Below are 6,824 nucleotides of genomic sequence, written 5' to 3'. Positions count from 1 at the left end.
CGCAACCAACAGCCGCGCTGCGCCACCTGAAAGCTCCGCGCATCTGTCGGTTGCTCCACCTGCGCCTGTCGGCGTATCAACCCAAAGGGCTCCGGTTCCGGCTGGATGAAAGTTCAGTGGCAGGCCACGACGTCAAGCGCTCCGGTCCCAAGCCCAAGGCCAGACCCGGGATATGTTGAAGGTGATCCTGCTCGACCTCTACGTCGCGTGGACGACCGACCCGGAGCTTTCGATCGGCGTGAACCTGAACCTCAAGAGGTGGGTCACCGGTAGTCGCTACAACGCCCTTCACCTCTCCCGAGCCGTGCCCGCACAGATTCATCGACTGGCGGACGCGGGCTTGATCGAGTTGTCGCTCGGCAGCTACTCCGGACCGGGAGCGAACACGAACCGGACGGCACGCATACGCGCTGCGGAGCCGCTGAAAGCCAAGTTCCGAGAGGCGAGATTCGGGCGGATCGACGTAGGCCACTCACCCGATCGGGAATGTATCATCCGGCGCGACGTCGGCGGGCGTGAGGAGGAGTACGAGGACACCGACCGAACCCGGGCCATGAGGGGTGAACTCCGGGCCTACAACGACCTTCTGGCGCGGACGTTCCTCGACCTCCCCCACATCGAAGAACCTTACATCGAACGAGCCATTACGACGGGCCCACGAGAGGGTCAGCAGATACAAGTGCCGTTCTTCCCCGGAAACAAGTTCGTGCGGCGGGTGTTCTCGCGGAGTAACTGGAACCTCAACGGGCGCTTCTACGGAGGGTGGTGGCAGCAGATCGGCGAGGACCTTCGGAAGAAGATTCACATCAACGGCTTTCCGACCGTCGAGCGAGACTTCAAGGCGCTCCACATCAACCTTCTGAGCTTGGAGCGGGGCGTTCGGCTCGAAGGTGATCCCTACGACCTCACCGACGGCTTCCTGGAGGGCGTGGACCGTAAGCAGCAGAGGCGATACCTCTAGACCTTGGTCCTGACCGCCATCAACGCCGCGGACGAGCGCGCCACTTATCAGGCCTTTCGAGACAGCTACCCGGCGGGCGACCCGGCACGCCGCTTCCGAAACGACGCGCTCCGACGGTTGTTGGACGAATTCGTGCGGCGGACACCGCAGTTGGAGGGCGCGCTCTTCGCCGATCAAGGCATCAGGTTGATGAATGTGGACGCCCGGATCGCTGAGGGGGTCATTCGAGGTGCCGTGGAACTGCGCTTGCCGGTTCTCTGCGTCCACGACAGCTTCATTGTCGATTATCGGCACGCAAAGCTACTTGAGGACTTGATGAAGGAGGCTTCGATCAACGCGGTCGGGCAGCTATTGCCTACGTCCGGCGAATGGTTGGGCTTAGACGAAGTTGAAGAAGTAGTCCGCGACGACTACGCCGACCTGCGCCGAATCCAGCCAACCAACGGGTCAAAGGAGCGTCAGGCGATGTTCGAGGCGCGGGTCGGACCACTTGATGTTAGTTAATAAATCCCCCTCGACCTCTTGCCACCTTCGATCACCCACCGCACCATTTCCCCTCTTCAATGCAACCCTTTAGGTTTGGTTTCTCTTGGTTGGGGGGGAGGAAGGACCGGTCTCAACCGCCTCTTACCCCTCTTCCCATTACTTATCCCTATCCCCCGACGGAGCTAAGGGCGCTCTCCATACTAACCCCTATCCCCCGACTACCTCCGAAGCCCCGGCGCGGGAGGAGCCTCCGCCGCGCCGACCGAGCCGTCACCCGAGCCACCCTTCGCGGGGGCACCAAACGGGGCACTTTGCGACGACGGCGGCCCGCGCGGCTCATCGGTTTAAAGGTCGGGAGATTCTGGCTGGGGTGGTAGGATTCGAACCTACGGTACACGGTACCAAAAACCGCTGCCTTACCACTTGGCTACACCCCAGCGTGCTGCGGTCATTACTCCGGCGGTTTGGCCGGATCAAGAGCGCAGCGGAAAAAAATGTGAGCACCATGTGCGGGCCGCGACGGTACGTCGGCTCAGGCCGTCTACTCGACGATTTCCTGGGCGCCCACGCCCCACAGCGTGGTCTTTTGCGCCCAGCCGTCATGCCCCCCGGTCGAGAGCGCGCACCACTCGGGGCCGCATTCCGAGAGCCGCGCGATCACCCCGGCCTCTAGCCGCGCGGTGACCATCGAGCCGGGGTCGGGGCGCGCGCGCATGTCCAGCAGGTCCTGCGCGACGAGGACCGTGCGTACCCCCGACAGCAGCGAGTAATGCACCCATCCGCCGGCCCCGTCGACATCTTCGACACGCCGCCAGTGGCCGAACTCGGCGGTGATGCGCAAGGGCATGCCGCGGCGCTTGTAGACCCAGTCGATGCGGTGGGTGAGGCTGGGGCCGCGCCGGACATTGGCCTTGGACGCCTTGAGTGAGACGTAGCGCGGCATCGGCAGCCCGGTCACGGGCCCGCGCTCCTGTGCGGCACCCGCGCCCGCGCCGAGGGCCGCGACGAGAAGGGCCATTACAAGCCGCCGCATGTTTGCTCTCCGATTTCTGCGCGGTCCGCTGGCAAGGGTTCTTGTGCCCCGCCTTATCCTGCGCCACTCTGCCAGCACCGCGCGGGAAAGAAAAGCCGGAGGAGGGTCGCCATGCCGTCAGAAACCCTGAGTGTTGTCGTTACGCGACGCCTGCCCGAGCCGGTCGAGCGGCGGATGCAGGAGCTGTTCGATGTGCGGCTGCGCGAAGACGACACGCCAATGAGCCGCGAGGAGCTGGCGGCGGCGATGCAGGAGGCGGATGTCCTGGTGCCGGTGATCACCGACCGGATCGACGCGGGCATGATCGGGCAGGCGGGTGAACGGCTCAAGCTCATTGCCAATTATGGCGCGGGCGTCGATCACATCGACGTCGAGACGGCACGGCAGCGCGGCATCCTCGTCTCGAACACGCCCGGCGTGCTGACAGACGACACCGCCGACATGACCATGGCCCTGATGCTCGCGGTGACGCGCCGCCTGCCCGAGGGGCTGGCGGCGATGCAGACGGGTGACTGGCGCGGCTGGTCGCCCACGGCGTTCCTGGGCGGGCGCATCGCAGGTCGGCGGCTGGGGATTCTCGGCATGGGGCGGATCGGGCAGGCGGTGGCGCATCGCGCCGCTGCCTTCGGGATGCAGGTGCATTACCACAACCGTCGCCGCCTGCGCCCCGAGATCGAGGAGGAATGCGGTGCGACCTACTGGGAGAGCCTCGACCAGATGGTGGCGCGCATGGATGTGCTGAGCATCAACTGCCCGCACACGCCCTCGACCTTTCACCTGATGAACGCCCGGCGGCTCAAGCTGATGAAGCCCGAGGCGGTGATCGTGAACACCAGCCGCGGCGAGGTGATCGACGAGAACGCGCTGACCCGGATGCTGCGCGCCGGAGAGATCGCGGGCGCCGGTCTGGACGTCTACGAGCGCGGAGCCGACATCAACCCGCGCTTGCGCGAGTTGCCAAACGTGGTGCTGTTGCCGCACATGGGGTCGGCCACGCGCGAGGCGCGGGTCGAGATGGGCGAGAAGGTCATCATCAACATCAAGACCTTCGAGGACGGCCACCGCCCGCCCGACCAGGTCGTGCCAGCGATGCTCTGAGCGGCGGTGGATTTCGCGATATTCCTTGCCACCGCGCCGGGGCTGGAGGCGGCGCTCGCCGAGGAGGTCGCGGAACTGGGTTTCGGGCCGGTGTCGGCGGTGCCCGGCGGTGTCGAGATCACCGGCGGCTGGCCCGAGGTCTGGCGCGCGAACCTCACGGTTCGCGGCGCGAACCGTGTGCTTGCCCGTATCGGCGAATTCCGTGCGATGCACCTCGCGCAGCTCGACAAACGGGCGCGGAAATTCGACTGGGGATCGGTGCTGCGCCCCGACGTGCCGGTCAAGGTCGAGGCCGCCTGCCGCCGCTCGAAAATCTACCATGCCGGGGCCGCGTCGCAGCGAATCGCGCGCGCGATCACCGAGACCTTTGGCGCGCCGGAGGGGGGCGAGGGGGCTGTCCGGGTCATGGCCCGGATCGATGACGACCTCGTGAGTCTGAGCGTCGATACCTCGGGCGAGCCACTGCACCGGCGCGGCCACAAGCTGGCCACCGGCAAGGCCCCCCTGCGCGAGACGCTGGCGGCGCTGTTCCTTCGGCAATGCGGCTATGACGGGACCGAGCCGGTGCTCGATCCGATGTGCGGCTCGGGCACCTTTCCGATCGAAGCGGCGGAAATCGCGGCGGGGCTCGCGCCGGGGCGCGACCGGCGATTTGCCTTCGAGGACCTGGCAACGTTCGACGCGCCCGCGTGGCAGGCGATGCGCGGTGGGATCGCGCCCGGCGAGACGGGCGTGCGATTCGCCGGTTTCGACCGCGACGCAGGCGCGGTGCGCATGGCGGCTGAGAATGCCGCGCGCGCGGGTGTGGCGGGGCTTGTGTCCTTCGCCTGCCAGCCGGTCTCGGCGCTTACCCGCCCCGCGGGGGCGCCGGGCCTCGTGATGGTCAACCCGCCCTACGGCGCGCGCATCGGCAACCGCAAGCTGCTGTTCGGTCTCTATGGCAGCCTCGGCGAGGTCTTGCGCCGCGAGATGCGCGGCTGGCGCGTGGGGCTGGTAACGAGCGATGGCGGGCTGGCCCGCGCGACCGGGTTGCCGTTCTTGCCTCCGGGTCCGCCGGTGGCGCATGGTGGGCTAAAGGTGACGCTGTGGCGCACCGACCCGTTGTGACGAAAGGAGACGGCGATGCGCACGATCCTTGCAATCCTTCTCTGCCTCGCGCTGCCCGTGGCGGCGCAACAGGCCGCCGACACGGTCGCGCCCGAGGGCGCAGGGGCCGGGGTGCTGCACGTGCCGGCCATGCTGCATGGCGCGGCAGAGGCCAAGGCGGCGGGCCGCCCGGCGGTGGCCGAGAACTGGATGATCGCCGCCGCGCACCCGCTCGCGGTCGAGGCCGGGGCAAGAGTGCTCTCGCTGGGCGGCACGGCGGCGGATGCGATGGTGGCGGCGCAGGCGGTGCTGGGACTGGTCGAGCCGCAAAGCTCTGGCCTTGGCGGCGGCGCGTTCCTCGTCTGGCATGACGGGGCCACCGGCGAGATCACCACGCTGGACGGGCGTGAGACCGCGCCGCTGGCCGCCACGCCAACGCTCTTTCAGGACGAGGACGGCCAGCCGCTCGGCTTTTTCGAGGCGGTGGTGGGCGGGCGCTCGGTGGGCGTGCCGGGCACGCCTGCGCTGATGGCAGAGGCGCATGGCCGCTGGGGTCGCGCGGACTGGGCGGGGCTCTTCGACGACGCGATCCGGCTGGCGGAGGAGGGGTTCTCGGTCAGCCCGCGGTTGGCGGGGCTGGTGGCGCGCGATTCCGACCGGCTGTCGCGCTTTGACACCACCCGCGCCCATTTCTTCCCTGGCGGCATGCCGCTGCGCGAGGGTGGCACCCTGCGCAACCCGGCCTATGCCGACACGCTGCGCATACTGGCGACGGAGGGGCCGGAGCCGTTCTATACCGGGGCCATCGCCGAGGACATCGCGGCGGCGGTGCAGGGGGCGAAGGGCAATCCCGGACAGTTGAGTGCGACCGATCTCGCCATCTACCAGGTGCGCGAGCGCGACGCGGCCTGCGTGCCCTATCGTGGCTACGATGTCTGCGGCATGGGACCGCCCTCGTCAGGCGGGGTTACCGTGGGGCAGATACTCGGCCTGCTGGTCCCGTTCGACCTCGCCGCGCTCGGCCCTGACAACCCCGAGGCATGGCGGCTCATCGGCGAAGCCAGCCGCCTCGCCTTCGCCGACCGGGGGCGTTACCTCGCCGACAGTGATTTCGTGCCGGTGCCGGTGCGCGGCCTGCTCGATCCCGGCTACCTGCGCGACCGCGCGCGTCTCCTGCGCGGCGACGACGCCTTGCCCGAGGTGGCCCCCGGCACGCCTGAATTCGATCACGCGCTGGACTGGGGCACGGGGGAGACGCTCGAACAGCCCTCGACCTCACATATCTCCATCGTGGACGCGCATGGCAACGCGCTGTCGATGACTACCACCATCGAGAACGCGTTCGGGTCGCGGCTCATGGTGCGGGGCTTCCTGCTCAACAACGAGCTGACGGATTTCTCGTTTGCCAGCCACGACGGCGGGCGACCCATCGCCAATGCCGTGGCCCCGGGCAAGCGGCCCCGCTCGTCCATGGCACCCACGATCCTGCGCCGCGACGGCCAGCCCGTGCTGGTGCTGGGCAGTCCGGGTGGCAGCCGGATCATCGGATTCGTGGCCAAGACCATCATCGCCTGGGCCGATTGGGGGATGGACGTGCAGGAGGCGGTGGCGCTGCCGCATCTCGTCAACCGTTTCGGCCGCTATGACATCGAGCCCGGCGCGGCGCGTCTCGCCCCGGCGCTGACGGCGCTTGGCTACGAGGTGGAGACGCGGGCGCTTACTTCGGGGCTGCACGCGATCGAGATAGGCACGCGGCTCGAGGGCGGGGCCGATCCGCGCCGCGAGGGGCTGGCCTACGGCGAATGAGGCGCGGGATCGCGCCCTGGCGGCAGGGCGCGTCGTCCCCGGCTTTACCGCGGCGCGGAAAAGTTTCGCTTTTTTCGAAAAAACCTCTTGCGACTCTCCGCCGGTATCCGTAAATACGCCTTCACCGACGCGGCGGACACGCTGCGGCGGCGCACTCGACGGGCCTGACGGTTACGGAGTGGATAAATACTTTGGGGCAGACGAGGCGGGGCGCGCCGGTTAAGTAGGGCGCACTCTGGTTGGTTTTGTCTCGTGCTCTTTGACATGATTGATATCTGAAGAGATATGTGGGCGGTTTGGTCTGTTTCGACGGACGGACGTCTGTATATCAACGCCGGTAGGGTCCTTGTGATC

At 67.6% G+C, this 6,824-nt stretch carries 6 protein-coding genes and 1 tRNA gene; 5 read left to right on the top strand and 2 right to left on the bottom strand.

Going from position 1 to position 6,824, the window contains the following annotated elements:
• The first annotated feature begins 172 nt into the window (after positions 1-172).
• Positions 173-961, top strand: a complete 789-nt coding sequence (locus tag C6W92_RS17230; RefSeq protein ID WP_129435343.1) for a hypothetical protein — start codon at positions 173-175, stop codon at positions 959-961.
• A 3-nt stretch (positions 962-964) separates the two neighbouring features.
• The gene (locus tag C6W92_RS17225) at positions 965-1,465 is read left to right on the top strand and encodes a hypothetical protein (protein WP_129435341.1); all 501 of its coding nucleotides are present in this window, start codon (positions 965-967) and stop codon (positions 1,463-1,465) included.
• 344 nt (positions 1,466-1,809) lie between these two features.
• On the opposite strand, the gene C6W92_RS17220 is transcribed toward C6W92_RS17225, so the two are convergent.
• Positions 1,810-1,884 (bottom strand) — tRNA-Gln (locus tag C6W92_RS17220).
• A gap of 104 nt (positions 1,885-1,988) precedes the next feature.
• Positions 1,989-2,480 carry an SH3 domain-containing protein gene (locus tag C6W92_RS17215; RefSeq protein ID WP_104017953.1) on the bottom strand — a complete coding sequence of 164 codons (492 nt, stop codon included), beginning with the start codon at positions 2,478-2,480 and terminating at the stop codon, positions 1,989-1,991.
• A 111-nt stretch (positions 2,481-2,591) separates the two neighbouring features.
• On the opposite strand from C6W92_RS17215, the gene C6W92_RS17210 reads away from it, so the two are divergent.
• From C6W92_RS17210 to ggt, 3 genes are read left to right on the top strand one after another with little or no spacing between them, the layout of a single operon-like run.
• On the top strand, positions 2,592-3,578 hold the full coding sequence (locus tag C6W92_RS17210; RefSeq protein WP_129435339.1) for a D-glycerate dehydrogenase: 987 nt from the start codon (positions 2,592-2,594) through the stop codon (positions 3,576-3,578).
• A gap of 6 nt (positions 3,579-3,584) precedes the next feature.
• On the top strand, positions 3,585-4,685 hold the full coding sequence (locus C6W92_RS17205) for a class I SAM-dependent RNA methyltransferase (RefSeq protein WP_129435338.1): 1,101 nt from the start codon (positions 3,585-3,587) through the stop codon (positions 4,683-4,685).
• Between the two features lie 15 nt (positions 4,686-4,700).
• Positions 4,701-6,470 carry a gamma-glutamyltransferase gene (ggt, locus tag C6W92_RS17200; protein ID WP_129435336.1) on the top strand — a complete coding sequence of 590 codons (1,770 nt, stop codon included), beginning with the start codon at positions 4,701-4,703 and terminating at the stop codon, positions 6,468-6,470.
• Positions 6,471-6,824: the final 354 nt, after the last annotated feature.

Origin of the sequence: Roseovarius sp. A46 (assembly GCF_004126395.1) — a bacterium.
In the GTDB taxonomy this organism is placed as follows: Bacteria; Pseudomonadota; Alphaproteobacteria; order Rhodobacterales; family Rhodobacteraceae; genus Roseovarius; species Roseovarius nitratireducens.
This window is presented reverse-complemented; position numbering and strand designations above follow the sequence as displayed.

Bases quoted from the DNA above. Each gene is read 5' to 3' on its own strand.
- C6W92_RS17230 (WP_129435343.1), top strand. From the start codon at position 173: ATGTTGAAGGTGATCCTGCTCGACCTCTACGTCGCGTGGACGACCGAC.
- ggt (WP_129435336.1), top strand. From the start codon at position 4,701: ATGCGCACGATCCTTGCAATCCTTCTCTGCCTCGCGCTGCCCGTGGCG.
- C6W92_RS17210 (WP_129435339.1), top strand. From the start codon at position 2,592: ATGCCGTCAGAAACCCTGAGTGTTGTCGTTACGCGACGCCTGCCCGAG.
- C6W92_RS17215 (WP_104017953.1), bottom strand. From the start codon at position 2,480: ATGCGGCGGCTTGTAATGGCCCTTCTCGTCGCGGCCCTCGGCGCGGGC.